The organism is Actinoplanes sp. NPDC049265 (genome assembly GCF_043197135.1).
Lineage (GTDB): Bacteria > Actinomycetota > Actinomycetes > Mycobacteriales > Micromonosporaceae > Actinoplanes.
In genome coordinates this window covers 278318-296741 of the sequence record NZ_JBICSP010000011.1, presented here as the reverse complement: position 1 = coordinate 296741, position 18424 = coordinate 278318, and the positions used below count along the sequence as shown (strand labels likewise).

Here is an 18424-nt window from a genome sequence, read left to right as displayed (position 1 = left end):
AACGTTGCCGTGACGGTAGTGGAGTCGGAGGGTAACGGGACGCGAACACGATGAGCGCATGCCGGCGACTGCGACCCACTGCCCGTACTGCGCACTGCAGTGCGGCATCACGCTCACCCCGGAGCGGCGCGGTGTGCGACTCGAGCCGGCCGACTTCCCGGTCAACAACGGCGGGCTGTGCGCCAAGGGGTGGACCGCGGCGGAGCTGCTCGACCACCGGGACCGGCTGCTCATGCCGCTGGTTCGCAAGACGCCGGGGGATCGGAGCAGCCCGCTGCGCGAGGCGAGCTGGGACGAGGCTCTCACGCTGGTCGCGGAGCAGATCAAGAGCGCGCAGCAGCGGTACGGGCCGGACAGCGCCGGCGCCTTCGGTGGCGGTGGGCTGACCAACGAGAAGGCGTACACGCTGGGGAAGTTCGTGCGGGTGGCGCTGCGCTCGTCGGCGATCGACTACAACGGGCGGTTCTGCATGTCGTCGGCGGCGACGGCGGCCAACCGGGCGCTGGGCGTCGACCGGGGGCTGCCGTTCCCGGTGGCCGACATCGCCCGGGCCCGGACCGTGCTGCTGGTCGGGGCCAATCCGGCCGACGCGATGCCGCCGGCGATGCAGTATCTGGACGCGGGGCGGGCCGAGGGGGCCCGGCACATCGTGGTGGATCCGCGGCGCACGGCGACGGCGGCCGGCTCGTACCGGCACCTGCAGCCCCTGCCCGGCACCGACCTGGCGCTGGCCAATGGCCTGATGCACATCGCCGTCCGGGAGGGACTGCTCGACCAGGACTTCATTCGTGAGCGGACCACGGGATTCGAGGCGGTCCGCGCGGCCACGGCGTCGTACTGGCCGGACCGGGTCGAGCGGATGACCGGGGTGCCGGCCGAGCATCTGCGCGAGACGGTGCGGATGCTGGCCACCGAGCGGCCGGCGATGATCCTCACCGCCCGGGGCGCCGAGCAGCACAGCAACGGCACGGACACCGCGCAGGCCTGGCTCAACCTGGCGCTGGCGCTCGGGCTGGTCGGGCGGGACGCGTCGGGCTACGGCACGATCACCGGGCAGGGCAACGGGCAGGGTGGCCGCGAGCACGGGCAGAAGGCCGACCAGCTGCCCGGGTACCGCAAGCTGGACGATCCGGCGGCCCGGGCGCATGTGGCCGCGGTGTGGGGGATCGACCCCGATGAGCTGCCACGACCGGGGCTGTCGGCGTACGAGATGATCGACCGCCTGGGCACCGACGGCGGCGTGCGCGTGCTGCTCGTGCTGGCTTCCAACATCGTGGTCTCCGCCCCGGACGCCAACCGGGTGCGTGAGCGCCTGAACGCGCTCGACTTCCTGGTCGTCTCCGACATCTTCCGTTCCGAGACGGCCGAGATGGCCGACGTGGTGCTGCCGACCACGCAGTGGGCCGAGGAAGAGGGCACGATGACCAACCTGGAGGGTCGCGTGCTGCGCCGCAAGCGCGCGGTCGAGGCGCCGCCCGAGGTGCGTACCGATCTCCAGGCCTTGAAAGCGCTGGCCGACTGCCTGGGCCGCGGCCGGTTCTTCAGTGACGAGCCGCGCGTGGTCTTCGACGAGTTGCGCCGGGCCAGCGCGGGCGGGATCGCCGACTACGCCGGCATCAGCTATGAGCGGATCGAACGCGAGCAGGGCGTGTTCTGGCCGTGCCCGGCCGAGGACCACCCGGGTACGCCGCGGCTGTTCGCCGATGGCTTCCCGACGCCGGACGGCCGGGCCCGGTTCGTCCGCGTCGAGCACCGCGACCCGGCCGAGATGCCCGACCGCGACTACCCGTACGTGCTGACCACCGGCCGCAACATGCAGCAGTACCAGAGCGGCAACCAGACCCGCCGGGTGTCCTCGCTGTCGGTGGCGCTGCCCGAGCCGCGGGCCGAACTGCACCCGGACCTGGCCCGGCGGCACGGCATCGCCGACGGCGACATGGTCGAGCTGCGCAGCCGCCGCGGCCGGGCCGTCTTCCGGGCCCGGCTCAACCGGGGCATCCGCCCCGACGTGATCTTCGCGCCTTTCCACTGGGTGGGCGCCAATCTGCTGACCGATCCGGCGCTGGATCCGCACTCGCGGATGCCGGCGTTCAAGGCCTGCGCGGTGGCCATCGCGCTTGTAGATGAGGAGCCCTCGTGAAGCAGCGACTCGTGGTGATCGGCAACGGCATGGCCGGCGCCCGGACGGTGGAGGAGATCCTCGCACGCGGGGGTGACTTCGCGATCACCATGTTCGGCGACGAACCGTACGGCAACTACAACCGGATCATGTTGTCCAACGTGCTGGCGGGGGTGGAGGACGAGAGTGGCATCTTCCTCAACGACCTCGGCTGGTACGCGGACAACGGCATCACCCTGCACCATCGGCGCGTCGTCCGGGTGGCCCCGGACGACAACGTCGTGGTGGACGACCAGGGTGTGGCCACCCCGTACGACAAGCTGATCATCGCCACCGGCAGCCGCGCGCACGTCCCGCCGATTCCCGGCATCCACCGCCCGGGCCGCGGCTACCACCAGGGCGTCTTCGCCTTCCGGACGCTCGACGACACCAGGAACATGATCCGGTACGCCCGCGACCACGAGCGCGCCGTGGTGATCGGCGGCGGGCTGCTCGGCCTGGAGGCGGCCCGTGGCCTGCAGAGCCACCTGTCCCAGGTCACGCTCGTGCATTCGGCCGGCCATCTGATGAACTCGCAGCTCGACCCTCAGGCCGGTGCGATCCTGCGGGGCAGCGTCGAACAGCTGGGCATCGAGGTGGTGACCGGCGCCCGGACCACCGAGATCCTCGGCCAGCACGCGGTCACCGGGGTCAAGCTGGCCGACGGCCGCACCATCGGTTGCGACGTGGTGGTGGTCGCGGCCGGCATCCGGGCCAACAGTGAGCTGGCCGAGACCAGCGGCCTGCCGGTCGAGCGCGGCATCGTGGTGGACGACCAGATGCGGGTGTCCGGTGACATCTTCGCGGTCGGTGAGTGCGTGCAGCACCGGGGTCAGACGTACGGGCTGGTCGCGCCGTTGTGGGAGCAGGCCGGGGTGCTGGCCGACGTGGTCAGCGGGCGTGATCGGGACGCGGCCTATCTCGGGTCGCGGGTGGCGACCAAGCTCAAGGTGGCCGGGGTGGACGTGGCCGCGATGGGTGTCATCGCGCCGGAGCGGGACGACGACGAGGTGCTGACGTTCGCCGAGCCGCGCAAGGGTGTCTACAAGAGCGTGGTGATCCGGGACGGCCGGTTGATCGGCGCCACGCTGGTCGGCGACGTGCGCAAGGTCGCGTTCCTGACGCAGGCGTTCGACCGGGGGCTGGCGCTGCCCGAGGATCGCGCCGAGCTGATGTTCGACCTGGGCGGGCCGTCGGGTGAGGTCAGCCCGGCCGAGATGGCCGACGACGAGCAGGTCTGCAACTGCAACGGCGTCACCAAGGGGACGATCGCGGCCTGTGTGAAGGGCGGCTGCAACACCGTCAACGGGGTGATGGACCGGACCAAGGCCGGCAAGGGCTGCGGCACCTGCAAGGGCCTGGTCAAGCGGATCGTCGAGTGGGCCGCCGACGGTGACGTCGAGGAGGACCCGGCCGCGTCCTGGTATGTGCCGGGGGTGCCGATGCCCAAGCCGGAGCTGATGCGGGCGATCCGCGAGCACGGGCTCCGGTCGGTGTCGTCGGTCTTCGCCCTGCTCGCGCCGGGCGGCGAGGACGCCAAGAGCAAGATGGGCCTGGCCTCGCTGCTCAAGATGATGTGGGGCGCGGAGTACGAGGACGAGCGGGACGCCCGCTTCATCAACGACCGGGTGCACGCCAACATCCAGCGGGACGGCACGTTCTCGGTGGTGCCCCAGATGAAGGGCGGCGTCACCACGCCGGCCCAGCTCAAGCGGATCGCCGAGGTGGCCGAGCGCCATCAGGTGCCGATGGTCAAGCTGACCGGTGGCCAGCGCATCGACCTGCTCGGCGTGCCGAAGGACAAGCTTCCGGAGATCTGGGCCGATCTGGACATGCCGTCGGGCTGGGCCTACGGGAAGAGCTTCCGGACGGTGAAGACCTGTGTCGGGTCGGACTTCTGCCGGTTCGGGGTGGGTGACTCGACCGCCCTGGGCATCGCGATCGAGGAGCGCTACCAGGGCATCGAGGGCCCGGGGAAGATGAAGCTGGCGGTCACCGGGTGCCCACGCAACTGCGCCGAGGCGTACGTCAAGGACGTCGGCGTGGTGGCCATCGACGGCGGGAAGTGGGAGATCTACGTCGGCGGCGCGGCCGGTGCCCACGTACGCAAGGGCGACCTGCTGGCCACGGTGTCCTCGCCGGCCGAGGTGGTCACGCTGACCGGCCGGTTCATTCAGTACTACCGCGAGAACGGCAACTGGCTGGAGCGTACCTACGCGTTCGTGCCGCGCGTCGGCATCGAACGGGTCCGCGCCGTCGTCGTCGAGGACAGTGACGGCATCGCGGCCGATCTCGACGCGGCCATCGCCGCCGATGTGGCGTCCTACCAGGATCCCTGGCAGGAGCGGAAGGCGCCGGTCACGCCGGGCCAGTTCCGCACCTCACTTCCGCTGACGGTGCTGTCGTGATCCTGGGCCGACTCTCGGAGATTCCGCTGGGCGAGGGCCGGGCGTACGCGGTCGGTGACGACCGGATCGCCGTGTTCCGGCTGCGTGACGGTTCCGTACGCGCCCTCTCGGCGATCTGCTCGCATCGGGGCGGACCGATCGCCGACGGCCAGATCGACACCAAGGTCGTGATCTGCCCCTTGCATCTGACCGCTTTCGACCTGACCACCGGCTGTTCGAACGGTGACCAGCCGCCACTGACCGTCTATCCGGTGCGGGTGGACGGCGATCAGCTGATCCTGGAGGACCTCACATGACCGCGGTGGCCGAACGCCCTCTTGTCCGCGCCAACTGGATCGACGAATGGCGGCCGGAGGACCCGGCGTTCTGGGCGTCGACCGGCGCTCCGATCGCCCGACGCAACCTGATCTTCTCGATCTTCTCGGAGCACATCGGTTTCTCGGTGTGGACCATGTGGTCGGTGCTGGTCCTCTTCCTGGGCCCGGCCTACGGTGTCGATCCGGCGGGGAAGTTCCTGCTCACCGCCCTGCCCGCGCTGATCGGATCGGTGCTGCGGATCCCGTACACCTTCGCCGTCGCGCGGTTCGGCGGCCGGAACTGGACGATCATCAGCGCCACGCTGCTGCTGGTGCCCACGGTTCTGGCCGCGTTCCTGATCGAGCCCGGGGTCTCGTACACCACGCTGGTGCTCCTGGCCGCGGTGGCCGGTGTCGGCGGCGGCAACTTCGCCTCCTCGATGGCCAACATCAACGCGTTCTTCCCGGACCGGCTGAAGGGCTGGGCGCTGGGCATCAACGCCGGCGGCGGCAATCTGGGCGTGGCCGCGGTGCAGCTGGTCGGCCTGCTGGTGCTGGCCACGGCCGGTGCCGGGCGTCCGGGCCTGGTCGCGGGCATCTACATTCCGCTGATCGTGCTGGCCGCGCTCGGCTCGGCGCTGTTCATGGACAATCTCAGCCAGGCCCGCAACGAGAAGCGGGGGATGCGGGACGCCACCCGGGATCCGCACACCTGGATCATGTCGCTGCTCTACATCGGCACGTTCGGCTCGTTCATCGGTTTCGGGTTCGCCTTCGGTCAGGTGCTGCAGGTGCAGTTCGCCGGCGAGTTCAGTACGCCGGTCCAGGCCGCGTACCTGACCTTCCTCGGTCCGCTGCTGGGTTCGCTGATCCGGCCGGTCGGCGGGGCGCTGGCCGATCGGCTGGGCGGGGCCCGGGTCACGTTCTGGACGTTCGTGGCGATGGCCGGCGGCGCGGGCGTGGTGTTAGTCGCCTCACAGTCGCGCTCGTTGCCGCTGTACCTGATCGGTTTCGTCGCGCTCTTCGTTTTCAGCGGGATCGGCAACGGGTCGACGTACAAGATGATCCCGGCGATCTTCCGGGCCCGGCACCCGGAGTCGGAGAGTGAGGCCCGCCGCCTCTCCGGATCGGTGATCGGCATCGCCGGCGCCATCGGCGCCTTCGGCGGTGTGCTGGTCAACCTGGCTTTCCGGCAGTCGTTCCTGGAGTACGGCTCGGCCGACGCCGCCTACCTGACGTTCATCGCCTTCTATGCCGTCTGCGTCGGTGTGACGTGGGTGGTATATCGACGCCCGTCAGCGCGGAAATTGATCGTGGTGTGAATTCCGACTTCATGCAGCTTGAGTGCAGTTGATGCGACCGTAAGTCATCTTGCCGGAGTCTGAGAAAGATCGGGCACAGATGTCACGCCGCCGTTCGTCGATGGACCTAAGTAGACGGAGGTTCATCGGCGAACGGAGGCGTATCGGTGGTCGGCGCGGACGACAATTCGGGCGGATCCATCCCGGACCCCCCACCCGCCGCCGAGATCGAACAGTTCTTCCGGGCGCACTGGGAGGGTCTGGTGCGGGGCCTGCTGGCCGAGGGGGCCAAAGTCTGGGAGGCACAGGACGCGGTCGCCGAGGCGATCCGTGAGGCGCTGCGACGTTGGCCGACCCTGACCAACCCGGCCGCCTGGGTCCGCGTCGCGGCCCGCTCGCACTGGCTCAAACACCGCTCGCGGGTCACCCACGCCGACGGCGAGGTGCTGGTCGCCGACGTGGAGCCGTTCGACGAGAGCCGCACCAACGACCCCGCCCTGACCGAGCTCGAGCTCGAGGAGTGGTTCTCCCAGGTGCTGGACAAACTACCCCCGGCCCGGCGGGAGGCGCTGCGGCTGTCGGCGCAGGGCCTCACCCCGGCCGAGATCGCCGACGTGGTCGGCAAGACCCCCGAGGCGGTACGCACCGCGCTCAAGCTCGGCCGGCGCCAGGCCGTGGAGCTGTGGCAGCAGCCGCGGGAGGGTGGCGGCGAGAGATGACCTCCGAGCCGGTCGAGGGCGACCCGGTCACCCCCGGCATGATGATCGCCGCGCTCAACCAGATCCTGGGCGAGTGCGGCTACCAGCCCGTTCGCGGCGACCTGCCGGAACGGCTGATCGAGGACGCGCGGACGCGCGCGGACGGGATCGTGGCGGCGGCTCGGCAGACCGCGGAGCTGTACACCGACGCCGCCCTGGTGCAGGCCGCGCGCACGGTGATCAGCGCCCGGCAGACGGCCGTCACGATACCGCCGCGCCGAGAGCCCGCCCGCCCGGTAACCACCACCAGTGACCACGTCGGCGGGGACTGGTATGCCGCCGTGGTCGCGGCCGGTGTCTTCCTGCCGTTGCCCGCCGAGGCCGCCCGTCGCCGCCTCCACGACCTCGCGGAGCGACTGCGGTATGCCGCCGCCGGGGACCCGGTCGATCTGGAGGAGGCCTACCGGGCGGGCGCTCAGGCCGTGGAGCTCGGGCTGGGTCACCCGGCCGTGCTGCCCGGCACCATCAAGATCCTCACTGCGCTGGTCGGAGCCGGCGACGCGCTGGGCAGTTTCGTCGCCGGCCACGCCGCCGCGATGCAGGAGCGGATCCTCGGTCAGCAGGAGTCGCTGCACCGGGCCACGCTGCGGGCGGCCCGCGAGTTCGAGCGCGCCCTGGAGGACAGCGAGGCCCGCTACCGCCGCCTCGCCTACTACGACCCGCTGACCGGGCTGGCCAACCGGGCCCGGCTGGTGCAGCGGCTGGAACAGGCGGCCCGGCTCACTGACCGCGGCCGTCACGTCGGGGTCTGCCTGATCGACCTGGGCGGCTTCCCGGCCATCCGGGAGCAGTACGGCCCGGACGCCGGCGACCACATCCTGATCGACGTGGCCCGGCGGCTGCGCGCGGTCACCCGCAACCCCGACCACCTGCTGGTCCGGCACGGCGGCCGGTCGTTCACCCTGCTCCTGCAGGACACCGGGGGCGCGGCCCACCTGGTCGAGGTGGCCGAACGGATCCTCGGGCTGCTCGCCGCCCCGGTCACCCTGCCCGAGGACGGGCCGGTCGTGCCGCTGGCGGCTGCGGTCGGCGTGGTCGACCGGCCCGCGCCCGGCCTGGACGTCAGCCAGCTGCTGGTGGATGCCGAGATCGCGGTGCGGCAGGCGCGGTCCGGGCGGACCGGCTGGGCGGTGCACGACCGCCGGGACAGTGAGCCCGTGGTGCCCGGCACCATCACCGGGCTGGTCACCGCGCCACCGACCTACCAGCCGATTCTCGACCCGGCCGGGCAGCGGGTGCTCGGCCTGCACGTCCGGGCGCATTGGCGGCACCCCCAGCTGGGCCGCCTCAATCTGGGCCGGATCGGCGAGCTGACCGGCGACCGGGCGGCCACCACCCGGCTGGCCGGGCAGGTGCTGCACCAGGTCTGCCGGCAGGCGGTGCGGTGGAGCGGTGCCCCGGGCGGTCCGTACATCGGCGTCGACCTGCCGATCCGGCGGATCGGCTACCCCGACGTGGTCGACCTGGTCCGCGAGGCGCTGACCGCGACCGGGCTGCCGGCGGAACGGCTGCAGGTGCAGCTGTCCGGGCTGGACGCGGTGCCCGCCGGCGCGCACAGCCACACCGTGCTGGCGGCGCTGGGGGCGCTGGGCGTACGCGTGGTGCTGGACGACTTCGGCGCCGGCTACACCAGCGTCGCGTACCTCCGGGACCTGCCCATCCACGGCTTGCGCAGCCCGCTGCCGCAGCTCACGGCCGGCGTCACGGGTGAGGCGGCGGATCGGACGGTGGTCACCGGGCTGGCCACCATCGCGCACGCCCTCGGCCTGACCCTGACCGTGCACGGCGTGGACGATGAGCGGCTGGCCGACGGGCTGGCGGCCAGCGGCTGCGACGCCGTGCAGGGCCTGCGATATTCCGGGCCGGCCACCCCGCACCGGGTGTCGGCGCTGCTCCAGCGACCAGCCACAGTGGCCGGCCACGGCTGACGGCCGGCGCGGTGCCTCGCATGGTGAAAGCCGCAGTGCGTCAGTGCCTGGATCTCGGGAGCGGCATCCCGGCCGACGCCTCCAAGGGTAGAGTGTTGTCGATCTATACCCGCAGTGACGTCCCGCAGGTCGAGGGGCGGTCGCCCGTCCGAACGGGGGTAACCGTGACCGAGCCGAGTGCATGGGTTCCGGAGGGCGTGGACATCACCGTGCCCAACGCCTCCCGGGTGTACGACTTCGCGCTGGGCGGCGTGCACAACTTCCGGGTCGACCGGGAGTTCTACACCCAGGCCGAGCAGGCCATGCCCCAGGTCCGGGTGATGGCCCAGGCCAACCGGGCGTTCCTGGGCCGGGCGGTGCGGACGCTGACCGCGGCCGGGATCCGGCAGTTCCTCGACCTCGGCTCGGGCATTCCGACGCTGGGCAACGTGCACGAGGTGGCGCACGAGATCGACCCCGGCGCCCGGGTGGTCTATGTGGACATCGACCCGGTCGCGGTCGAGCAGAGCAACAGCCTGCTGAGGAACAACCGGCAGGCCGCCGCCATCCTCGGTGATCTGCGTGATCCCGGGGCGATCCTGGGCGATCCGCGGCTGCTGGATTTCCTCGACTTCGCCGAGCCGGTGGCCGTGCTGATGGTCGCGGTGCTGCACTTCGTCCCCGACCGGGACGATCCGGCGGCGATCATCCGGGAATACTCCGCCGCGCTGTCGCCGGGCAGCTTCCTCGCGCTGTCGCACGGCACCTGGGAGACCACCGAGGAGGCCCTCCGGCAGCAGGAGACGGTCCGCAAACTGTACGAGCGGACACCCACCCCGTTCGCCGTCCGAGACGAGGCCGAGGTGGCCGCCCTGCTCGGCGACTCCTTCGAGCTGCAGCCGCCGGGAGTGGTCAACATCGCCCACTGGTACCCCGAACCCGAGGAGGACGGCGAGGCGGCCGGTCCGGCGTTGCTGGCCGCACTGGGCCGTCGACGTTGACCTTTTCCCCGCCCGGTGGCACTCTGCGCCGTCCACGGTGCACAGTGAGTGGCGGCCATCGGAGTGGAGGACGGCATCATGAAGGGTACGGGCCCGAGCGGCGTCGGTGAGCCGGCGTCGGCGGCGGCAGCGCGGCAGTGGCTACGCGAGGTGGCGGGCCAGGGCTTCGTGCCGCACCGCGATCGCGCCCGGACCGTGTTGCGCGGGTTGCTGCGCCGGCTGCTGGCGGCGGCCCGGGCCGAACCGTTCGACCCGGCCGCCGGCCGGCCGATCGGTGCCGCCATGGTCGAGGCGCGGATGGCGTCGCCGCACGTGCTCGGCGTGACCGTGACGCTGCTGGCCGAGGTGTTACCCGCCCTGCTCGAGCCGTCCGGGCCCGCCTCCGCTCCCGAGCGGGTCCGGCTGCTGCTCGGCCAGTTCGCCGCCGGGTTCACCGCCGCCCTGCGGGACACCGCCATGCTGGCCGCCGAGGAACTGGCCCGTTCCGAGCGGGTGGCCTGGCGCGACGAGCAGCACCGCCTGCTCGACCGGCTGCACCGCGCCCGGCTGCATGACGCCGTCACCGACCTGCCCAACCGGGTCCAGCTGCGCGAATACCTGCGGGCCGCGGTGGTCGAGGCTCGGCCCGGCATGCGGATGGGTGTCTGCCTGCTGCGGATCGACGACTTCGACAACCTGAACGACGCCCTGGGCCACCGGGCCGGTGACGACCTGCTGCGTACCATCGCCGGGCGCCTGCGCGACGTCGTCCCCGACCCGGCCCAGGACGGCCGCTACCTGCTCGCCCACCTCGGCGGCGACCAGTTCGCGGTGGCCGTCAACGGCACCACCGGCGCCGACGAGATCATCAAGATCTCCCGGCTGGCCCGGCAGGCGGTCAGCGACGCGCCGCTGCCCTGGATCGACGGCTACCAGGTACGCCTACGGACCACCGCCGGCATTGTGGAAGACCAGTGCGCCGGCACCGCCCCGGACGACTGGCTGCGCAACGCGCACATCGCGCTGACCTGGACGCATCCCGGTCACCGGCCCTACGCCGTGTTCAACCCGGCCCGCGCCGGCCAGGACCTGCGCCGGCACCGCCTCGCCGCGGCCATGCCGGCCGCCCTCGAACGCGGCGAGTTCGAACCCCATTACCAGCCGATGTATTCGCTGGCCGAGCCGGCCGTGGTCGCGGTCGAGGCGCTGGCCCGCTGGCGGCGCGACGGCGAGGCGATCAGTCCGCAGGAGTTCATCACCCTGGCCGAGCGGACCGGTCTGATCCGGCCGCTCGGGCAGGCCCTGCTCCGTCAGGCCTGCCAGCACGGCGGCGCCTGGCACGCGGCCGGCCACCGGCTGCTGATCAGCGTCAACCTGTCGCCGCTGCAGCTGGCCGACCCGGCCCTGCTGGCCACCATCGACGAGGCCCTCGACCGCACCGGCCTGCCCGCCACCGCCCTGCAGCTGGAGATCACCGAGAGCACCGCCGTCGACGGCCCTGACGAGATCCTCGATCATCTCGCCGCCCGGGGGATCCGCCTGGCCGTCGACGACTTCGGCACCGGCCACGCCAACCTGGCCGCGCTGTCACACCGGCCGATCACGACGGTGAAGCTCGCCCGGGAACTGGTCACCGGCCTCGACGACCGGGACAACACCGCCGCGACCGCCGTCGTGCACCGCACCATCCAGCTCTGTCACGACCTCGGCCTCACCGTCACCGCCGAAGGCATCGAAACCCCGGCCCAGCACACCGCCCTGCGGACGCTGGGCTGCGACTACGGCCAGGGGTTCCTGCTGGGCCGCCCGGCGGCGGCCGCGGCGATCACCGGCCTACTGGTGTGAGCTCTCCCGGATGCGCAGGCCGGCCGGGAAGACCAGCCGCCAGTGCGGCGCGATCTGGCGGTTGATCAGGGCACGGGTGGCCGCGGCGGCCATCTCCTCGACCGGCTGATGCACCGACGTCAGTGCCGGGGTCAGGCTCGACGCGATGATGCAGTTGTCGAAGCCGACCACGGCCACGTCCTGCGGCACCCGGCGGCCCAGGTGGGCCAGCGCACGCATCACACCGGTGGCCATCTGGTCGTTCCCGGCGACGATGGCGTCCACCGCCGGGTCCTCGGCCAGCAGGCGCTGGGTCAGCTCGTAACCCTGCTCGGGGCGGAACTTGCCGATCGCCGAGATGTCGGGCAGGCCGAGGTCGCGGACCGTCCGCGCGTACCCCTCGCGTCTGGCGTCGGCGTCGGGGTTGCCCTCCTGACCGTGCACCGCGGCGATCCGGCGACGACCGGTCTCGTGCAGGTGGCGAACCGCCATGGCCGTGCCGGCCGCGTTCTCCATGTCGACGTAGGGCACGCCCGGCGCCGACGGGCCCATCGTCACCACCCGGTCGCAGCGGGCGTGGAAGCCGGCGGCCCGGGCCGGAGACACGTTCAGCAGCAGCGCGCCCAGGCTGACCGTGCCGGCGAGGGTCGGCAGCAGGGCGGCCGCCCGTGCTTCCTCGATCACGTGCACCCGCAACTGGACGTGGCCGCCGGCCAGCTCCAGCAGGATGCCGGCGGTGACCCGGCCGTAGTACGGGTTGTCGCTGAAGCACGAGGGGTCGTCGACGACCACCAGCTCGATCACGTCGCCGTGGCCGGAGGCGAGTGCGCGGGCGGCCGGGTCGGGTCGCCAGCCGAGGCGCTCGATCACCCGGCGGACGTGCTCGCGGGTCTGCGGCGCCACCCCGGGCGCGTCGTTGACCACCCGGGACGCCGCTGCCTTGGACACGCCCGCGGCGGCGGCGACATCGGCCAGCGTCGGTCTCTTCTGCTGCGGCATCGGGCCACTATAGGGAGATCTGCGCCGATTCGCGCTCCCGTTTGTTGATCAGCAGGCTGGTGACGGTGACCGTCGCCAGCGTCACCACGATCACGCCCAGGGAGAGCGGGGTCGGGATGTCCGGCACCCACGACCAGACCGTGTGCGCCCAGTGCAGCACGAGCTTGACGCCGATGAAGGCGAGGATGATGCCGAGGCCGTAGTTGAGGTGGCGCAGCTTCTCCAGCACGTTGTGCAGCACGAAGTACAGCGCCCGCAGGCCGAGCAGGGCGAAGGCGTTGGTGGCGAAGACCAGGTACGGGTCGTCGGTCACGCCGTACACGGCCGGGACCGAGTCGACCGCGAACACGATGTCGGTCATGAACACCGCGACCACGACCAGGGCCATCGGGGTCAGTGCCCGCTTGCCGTGCTCGACGACGGTGAGCCGCGCGCCGCGGAACCGCGTGGTCACCGGCATCATTCGGCGCAGCAGCTTCACGGCGCGCATCCCGTCGATGTCCACCGCGTGCTGCTGGCCCGACATCGCGTCCCGGATCACCCGGATCGCGGTGACCAGCAGGACCCCGCCGAACAGCAGGAACGCCCACGAGCCGGAGCTGATCACGGCGGCGCCGAGCGCGATGAAGATCGCGCGGAGGGCCAGGGCGCCGGCGATGCCGTAGAGGAGCACCCGCTGGGCCAGTTCCTTCGGTACGGCGAACGCGGCCAGCAGCAGCATGAAGACGAACAGGTTGTCGACCGACAGCGACTTCTCCACCACCCAGCCGGTGCCGAACTCGAGTGCCGTGTCGCTGCCGTACAGGGGCAGGAGCAGCAGTGCGAACAGCACCGGCAGGGCGAGGTAGAAGACGGTCCAGCCGACGGCCTCGCGCATCGGCACGTCGTGCGGCCGGCGGGTGATCACGAAGTCGAACGCGAGCAGTGCGACGAGCACCGCGATGGTGATGCCCCAGAGCAGCGGGGAGCCGATGGAATCCGGCACGGGGAAAGCCTCCTCAGACGCGCGTCATCGTCTGAGGTCTCCCTCACCCGGCGGTGCTGATGCCGAGCAACCGCCCGGGGCTCCTGTGGAGGACCCGTACTGACCGGGACGATCTGTCGAGGTACTCCCCTCGGGGCGGAACCCTATGCGCCCAGCCTGGACGGAACCTGAGAAGGCTTGGCCGCGGTGTAGAGCCAGGTGGTGAACAGCGCGTCGAGCTGCCGGCCGGAGACCCGCTCGGCGTGGGCGATGAACTTCGCGGTGGTCCCGTTGCCGCCGCGGTTCTGCTGGGCCCAGGTGCGCAGGATCTTGAAGAACACCTGGTCGCCGACGGTCAGCCGGAGCGCGTGCAGGGCCATCGCGCCCCGGGTGTAGACCGCGCCGCTGAAGATGTTGGGCGCGCCCGGGTCGGCGACCTTCAGCTTCCACAACGAGGACGTGGCCGGTCGCGCGTACGCCTGATCGAAGTTCTCCTGCGCCGTGCCCAGCCCCTCGTGCTCGCTCCACAGCCACTCGGCGTACGAGGCGAAGCCCTCGTTGAGCCAGATGTCGCTCCATCGGCCGAGCGCCACGCTGTCGCCGAACCACTGGTGGGCCAGCTCGTGCACCACCACGCTGTCGCCGGCCTCGCGGGTCGAGAAGTCACCCGGCGTGTAGATCGGCCGGCCCTGGTTCTCCAGCGCGTACCCCCACTCGCCGGTCGAGTCGACCAGCCCGCCGGCCGCCTTGAACGGGTACGGCCCGAAGACGCCGGACATGAACTGGATGAACTCCGGCTCGCGGGCGAACGTGGCCCGGGCGTTGGCGGCGAGCTCCGGTGACAGCTTGGGGTCGATCGCGTCGAGGAAGAAAAGACCGTTCTTCCGGTACGTGGTCAGGTCGAACTGCCCGACCACGGCCGAGGCCAGGTAGGTCGCCATCGGCTCGGGCTGCTCCCAGGCCCAGGTGGTCCACCCGGAGCGCGTGGCCCGGCCGGCCAGCGTGCCGTTGGAGATCGCCTCGGTGCCCGCGGGCACGGTCAGCCGGATGGAGAACGAGGCCTTGTCCAGCGGGTGGTCGTTGGACGGGAACCAGGCGGCGGCGACGTCCGGTTCGCCGAGGATCACCACCCCGTCGTCGGTGGTGAAGGCGCCGCCGTCACCGAGGTCGGGGTCGACGATCTTCTTGGGTACGCCGTCGTAGCTGACCCTGGTGACGAAGGTGCCGCCGCGGCGCAGCGTGCGGCGGGGCGTGACGGTCAGCTCCTGACCGGCCCGCGACCAGGTGGCGGGGCGGCCGTCGACCGTGATGGCCCGGATCGTCATGCCGTCGAAGTCCAGGTTGAACGAGGTCAGGCTCTCGGTGGCCCGGGCCCGGATGGTCGCGACGCCGGTCAGCACGTCGGTCTCGGGTGCGTACCGTACGGCCAGGTCGTAGTGCCTGGCGTCGTAGCCGCCGTTGCCGTCGAGCGGGAAGTAGGGGTCGCCGAGGCCCGGGGCGCCGGGGTGGCCGGCCGGAGCGGCGTAGGCCGGTGTCGCCGCCAGCGTGGCCGACAGCACGATCGAGAGAAGAACCGCCGCTCTGCGCGTCATCCCGGCAACCTAGCAGCCCAGCCGCGATGACCTGTCGCAAATTCCGTCGCGGTAGAAGCGCCGCGCATGCGAACTTGCGACAAGTCACTAAGCGGCGAGGCTTTTCCGCATCAGGATGGGTAGCTCGCGGGTCTGCTCGGGCAGGGCCGCGCGGGCCTCGTCGGCCTGGGGCGCGGCCACCGCGACCTCGGCCCGCAGCGATCGGACGGAGGCGATGGCGACGTCGGCGGTGCGCCACGCGTCGGCCTCGGCGTCGAGGGCCGCCCGGTGCTGTTCCCAGCGGTAGGCCACGGTGGCCTTGGCGATCACCAGCTCCTGCTCGACCGGGTGCAGTTCGGGGTTCCAGCCCTGCCGATGCAGCAGGGCGTCGAGCAGTTGTTCGTCGGAGAGGTCACCGCGGCGATGCGCGGCCTGTGCCGCCCGACGAAGGGCCTTGGCCCGCTCGGGGTAGGGGACCGAGTCGAGGGAGGAATACGCCGCCGCCCGCCGGGCCCGGGTCAGGGCCAGGTCGGCGTCCTGGTATGCCTGCCAGGTCGCGTCCACCCGTTCCTGCGCGAGCTGGCACTCAGCCCGGCGCCGCTCGGCCGTACCCGCCGCCCCCAGGGCCGCGACCTCGACCTCCTCGGCCCACCGGATCTGCTCCGCCGCCTCGGCGGCCTGGCGATTTTCCGCCGCCCGCCGCTGCTCGGCCCGGTCGGTCAGCCAGGCCGTGAGCTGCTTGGGCCGGCGGACGTTGCTGGGCAGGGCGAGACCGGCGAAGGCGAGCACGCCGGCCAGGGACAACAAGATCGCGATGGTGACGACAGACTGCACTGCACCGTCCTCTGTCCTGGGTGGTCAGGGGCCAGTACTCAACCTATCCACGCTGCTGGCGATGCGCGACCCGGCAGGATATACGTCACGTCACCTTCAGATCGCGCATCCTCCGGATCTCGCTGGTCTGCTCGACCGCCATCTCGTTGGCGATCTCGTTGACCCGCTGATCGGTGCCGCCCTTGAGCACGTCGCCGGCCATCACCCGGGCGCCCTCGTGGTGCGCGGTCATCATGGTCACGAAGCGTTTGTCGAAGTCGGCGCCGCGGGCCGCGGTGAGCGCGGCGATCGCCTCCGGGGTCTGCATGCCGGGCATGGTGGCGTGGTTGTGCGACGGATCGTTCGCGGGCAGGCGGCGTTCCTGGAGCCAGGCCTCGAGCACGTCGATCTCGATCTTCTGGGCGATGCTCATCCGCTCGGCCAGGTTGCGCAGCTGGGTGTTGCCGGCACGCTGGGGCGCCAGGTCGGCCATCTGGATGGCCTGCTGGTGGTGGGCAATCATCATCTGCACGAACGCCGTATCCACCGCGTTGTAGGTGGAAGCGTCCAGCGGTGCGACCTGGCCGGAGTCGGTGACCTTGGCCGACTCGCCCGGGCGCCCGGGCTGGATGACGGTGACCGGCGGACCGCTCGTGCTCGCTTGTGGACGTTCTGTGCTGGCCGAACGCTCGCCGCCGGACCGGGACCAGGCGATGGCGCCACCGGCGGCGACCAGGGCCACCACGGCTCCGCCGATCGTCAACCAACGACGACTGTCCACCCGGAACCCCCGTAACGAAATGTGTCTATAGAAAAAATGGATCGACCACTATCGTAACGACGAAGGTGAGTGATACCGGCGTCACGTTCCGCCATGCTAGACGGTCGCCGGTGCGCTCTTCGAAGCCGGAAGGATGCCCATGACCCACTCTGCCCCACGAGGGCGGCAGCTCAAGAGGCTGGCAGTACTCAGCACGGCGACCGTCCTGCTGAGCATGCTGGTCGCGCCGTTCAGTGCTGCCGCGGCTGAGTCGGACACCCCCGGGGTGGACGAGATCCGTAGCAGTCCGAACCTCACGCAGGCCGCGAACATCCCGAAGCAGGCGCCCTTCAATAACACCAGCGCGCTCAACAGCGACTGGGCGTTCCAGGGCAAGTACGCCTACGGCGGCAACTACAACGGGTTCACCGTGTACGACATCAGCAGGCCCAAGCAGCCGCAGGTCGCGGCGGTCGTGGTCTGCCCGGGGTCGCAGAACGACATCTCCGTACAGGGGAAGCTGCTCTTCCTCGGCACCGACTCGCAGCGGTCGGACAACTCCTGCAACAGCACGTCGGTGCCGGCCGACGCCCCGGCCGACGCGCGCTGGGAGGGTGTCAAGATCTTCGACATCACCGACCCGGTCCACCCGCAGTACGTCAAGGCGGTGAAGACCGACTGCGGCTCGCACACGCAGACGCTGGTGCCGGGCAAGGCCGGTGACCCCAACGTCTACATCTACGTGCAGTCTTACAACCTGTCGCGGGCCAGCGTGGCCAACTGCGCGCTGCCGCACGACAAGATCTCGGTCATCGCCGTGCCGAAGAACAACCCGGCCGCGGCGGCCGTGGTGTCGACCCCGATCCTGTTCCCGGAGGGTGGCAACCCGTCCGGCAACGGCACGTCGGAGACGACCGGCTGCCACGACATCACCGCGTACCCCGAGAAGGACATCGCGGCCGGCGCCTGCATGGGTGACGGCGTCCTGATCGACATCGCCGACCGGGTCAACCCGAAGGTGATCACCGCGGTCCGGGACACCGAGAACTTCGCGTTCTGGCACTCGGCCACCTTCAACAACGACGCCACCAAGGTCGTCTTCACCGACGAGCTGGGCGGCGGCGGTGGCGCCGAGTGCACCGAGGCGGTCGACTCCGACCACGGCGCCGACGCGGTCTACGACATCGTCGGCAGCGGCGATCGGCGCAAGCTGAAGTTCCGCAGCTACTTCAAGATCCCGCGGATCAACACCAGCACCGAGAACTGCGTCGCGCACAACGGCTCGCTGATCCCGGTGCCCGGCCGCGACATCATGGTCCAGGCCTGGTACCAGGGCGGCATCTCGGTGTGGGACTTCACCAACTCCCGCAACCCCCGGGAGATCGCCTACTGGGAGCGTGGCCCGCTGAGCGACACCGCGCTGCAGGTCGGCGGCTCGTGGTCGGCGTACTGGTACAACGGGTACATCTACTCCAGCGACATCCAGAAGGGTCTGGACGTGCTGGACCTGGTCGACCCGAAGACCGATCCGGCCAAGAGCCTGCGTACGAACCGGTTCAACGCGCAGAGCCAGACGGACGCCCGCACCTGGTGATCATGTCCGCCTGATCGTTCTCGAGAGGCCCGGGGCTCCGGCTCCGGGCCTCTCCGTGCGATGTGAGGGTAGCCTTACCGAAGACCCACCA

The 18424-nt window shown here is 71.0% G+C and carries 14 protein-coding genes; 9 read left to right on the top strand and 5 right to left on the bottom strand.

Translation table 11 applies throughout. The features are described 5' to 3' along the window. Window positions 1-58 precede the first annotated feature (58 nt). From ACGFIO_RS26280 to ACGFIO_RS26245, 8 genes are all read left to right on the top strand, one after another. On the top strand, window positions 59-2140 hold the full coding sequence (locus ACGFIO_RS26280) for a molybdopterin oxidoreductase family protein (RefSeq protein ID WP_392829485.1): 2082 nt from the start codon (window positions 59-61) through the stop codon (window positions 2138-2140). Then, window positions 2137-4566: a nitrite reductase large subunit NirB gene (nirB, locus tag ACGFIO_RS26275; protein WP_392829484.1), complete on the top strand. Its 2430-nt coding sequence runs from the start codon at window positions 2137-2139 to the stop codon at window positions 4564-4566. Before ACGFIO_RS26280 ends, nirB begins: the two co-directional genes overlap by 4 nt. Further along, entirely contained in the window at window positions 4563-4862 is a 300-nt protein-coding gene (locus tag ACGFIO_RS26270; RefSeq protein WP_392829483.1) for a Rieske (2Fe-2S) protein, read from the top strand. The genes nirB and ACGFIO_RS26270 overlap by 4 nt, the downstream gene beginning before the upstream one ends. Then, window positions 4859-6184, top strand: a complete 1326-nt coding sequence (locus ACGFIO_RS26265; RefSeq protein ID WP_392829481.1) for a nitrate/nitrite transporter — start codon at window positions 4859-4861, stop codon at window positions 6182-6184. The genes ACGFIO_RS26270 and ACGFIO_RS26265 overlap by 4 nt, the downstream gene beginning before the upstream one ends. 146 nt (window positions 6185-6330) lie before the next feature. Continuing rightward, window positions 6331-6882, top strand: coding sequence for an RNA polymerase sigma factor (locus ACGFIO_RS26260; protein ID WP_392829479.1), 552 nt, complete (start codon window positions 6331-6333; stop codon window positions 6880-6882). Further along, window positions 6879-8849, top strand: a complete 1971-nt coding sequence (locus tag ACGFIO_RS26255; protein ID WP_392829477.1) for an EAL domain-containing protein — start codon at window positions 6879-6881, stop codon at window positions 8847-8849. Before ACGFIO_RS26260 ends, ACGFIO_RS26255 begins: the two co-directional genes overlap by 4 nt. Before the next feature lie 164 nt (window positions 8850-9013). Beyond that, window positions 9014-9829, top strand: coding sequence for an SAM-dependent methyltransferase (locus ACGFIO_RS26250; protein WP_392829476.1), 816 nt, complete (start codon window positions 9014-9016; stop codon window positions 9827-9829). A gap of 48 nt (window positions 9830-9877) precedes the next feature. Beyond that, the gene (locus tag ACGFIO_RS26245; protein ID WP_392829475.1) at window positions 9878-11653 is read left to right on the top strand and encodes a putative bifunctional diguanylate cyclase/phosphodiesterase; all 1776 of its coding nucleotides are present in this window, start codon (window positions 9878-9880) and stop codon (window positions 11651-11653) included. Here ACGFIO_RS26245 and ACGFIO_RS26240 read toward each other — a convergent pair. The 5 genes from ACGFIO_RS26240 to ACGFIO_RS26220 all read right to left on the bottom strand — a co-directional run bounded on the left by ACGFIO_RS26240 (window position 11642) and on the right by ACGFIO_RS26220 (window position 16760). After that, window positions 11642-12631: a LacI family DNA-binding transcriptional regulator gene (locus tag ACGFIO_RS26240; RefSeq protein ID WP_392829473.1), complete on the bottom strand. Its 990-nt coding sequence runs from the start codon at window positions 12629-12631 to the stop codon at window positions 11642-11644. The two genes, ACGFIO_RS26245 and ACGFIO_RS26240, sit on opposite strands and share 12 nt — an antisense overlap. A 7-nt stretch (window positions 12632-12638) precedes the next feature. Continuing rightward, window positions 12639-13616, bottom strand: a complete 978-nt coding sequence (locus tag ACGFIO_RS26235; protein WP_392829472.1) for a TerC/Alx family metal homeostasis membrane protein — start codon at window positions 13614-13616, stop codon at window positions 12639-12641. A 143-nt stretch (window positions 13617-13759) separates the two neighbouring features. Continuing rightward, window positions 13760-15187 (bottom strand): M1 family metallopeptidase, encoded by a 1428-nt coding sequence (locus ACGFIO_RS26230; protein ID WP_392829470.1) that lies wholly within the window; start codon window positions 15185-15187, stop codon window positions 13760-13762. 87 nt (window positions 15188-15274) lie between these two features. After that, entirely contained in the window at window positions 15275-16000 is a 726-nt protein-coding gene (locus tag ACGFIO_RS26225) for a hypothetical protein (protein ID WP_392829468.1), read from the bottom strand. An 85-nt stretch (window positions 16001-16085) separates the two neighbouring features. Beyond that, window positions 16086-16760, bottom strand: coding sequence for a DUF305 domain-containing protein (locus tag ACGFIO_RS26220; RefSeq protein ID WP_392829466.1), 675 nt, complete (start codon window positions 16758-16760; stop codon window positions 16086-16088). A 139-nt stretch (window positions 16761-16899) separates the two neighbouring features. Here ACGFIO_RS26220 and ACGFIO_RS26215 point away from each other — a divergent pair, with 139 nt between their 5' ends. Beyond that, window positions 16900-18333, top strand: coding sequence for an LVIVD repeat-containing protein (locus tag ACGFIO_RS26215; RefSeq protein WP_392829464.1), 1434 nt, complete (start codon window positions 16900-16902; stop codon window positions 18331-18333). The last annotated feature ends 91 nt before the right edge of the window (window positions 18334-18424 follow it).

Coding starts and splice junctions, on each gene's coding strand:
- ACGFIO_RS26280 (WP_392829485.1), top strand. CDS start 59: ATGCCGGCGACTGCGACCCACTGCCCGTACTGCGCACTGCAGTGCGGC.
- ACGFIO_RS26265 (WP_392829481.1), top strand. CDS start 4,859: ATGACCGCGGTGGCCGAACGCCCTCTTGTCCGCGCCAACTGGATCGAC.
- ACGFIO_RS26255 (WP_392829477.1), top strand. CDS start 6,879: ATGACCTCCGAGCCGGTCGAGGGCGACCCGGTCACCCCCGGCATGATG.
- ACGFIO_RS26240 (WP_392829473.1), bottom strand. CDS start 12,631: ATGCCGCAGCAGAAGAGACCGACGCTGGCCGATGTCGCCGCCGCCGCG.
- ACGFIO_RS26230 (WP_392829470.1), bottom strand. CDS start 15,187: ATGACGCGCAGAGCGGCGGTTCTTCTCTCGATCGTGCTGTCGGCCACG.
- ACGFIO_RS26215 (WP_392829464.1), top strand. CDS start 16,900: ATGACCCACTCTGCCCCACGAGGGCGGCAGCTCAAGAGGCTGGCAGTA.